This window comes from Marinimicrobium sp. UBA4209 (assembly GCF_002381585.1).
In the GTDB taxonomy this organism is placed as follows: Bacteria; Pseudomonadota; Gammaproteobacteria; order Pseudomonadales; family Cellvibrionaceae; genus Marinimicrobium; species Marinimicrobium koreense.
Window position 1 is genome coordinate 36,888 of sequence record NZ_DFTP01000070.1, and the last position, 362, is coordinate 37,249.

1 pseudogene is annotated in these 362 nt (G+C 64.4%); it reads left to right on the forward strand.

The window, feature by feature from the left end:
• Positions 1–362, forward strand: a pseudogene (locus tag B3187_RS10355) (type VI secretion system-associated protein TagF); the annotation flags it as partial.

The window sequence follows — 362 nt, forward strand, 5'->3', positions numbered from 1 at the left end:
ATCTCGACGGCCAGATTCAGATCGATTCACTGGCGGCCCGTATTCAGTCCAGTCCCCTGCGGGTCAATGCGGAGTACACCCGACTAGCGTCCGGCTCGGGCGGTGATCGTATCGTCACACTTCATGAAGAGCAGGCCCGGCCCGAGCAGGTCTATCCCTACCTGTTGGATGCGGCCCTGTCGGCGACCATGCCGAGCTACAGCATCTGGTCCACCGCGGGATCTGATCGGGTCGAACCCTGTGTCGTTACGGCGCGGGGTTTGCCGGCGGTTTCAGGGGTGGCCGCCATGTATACGGGGCAGTGGCGGGACTGGCAGTGGGAGCAGCCGTTCGCACCGTGCCCCAGGGAGCTCAGGGATGCT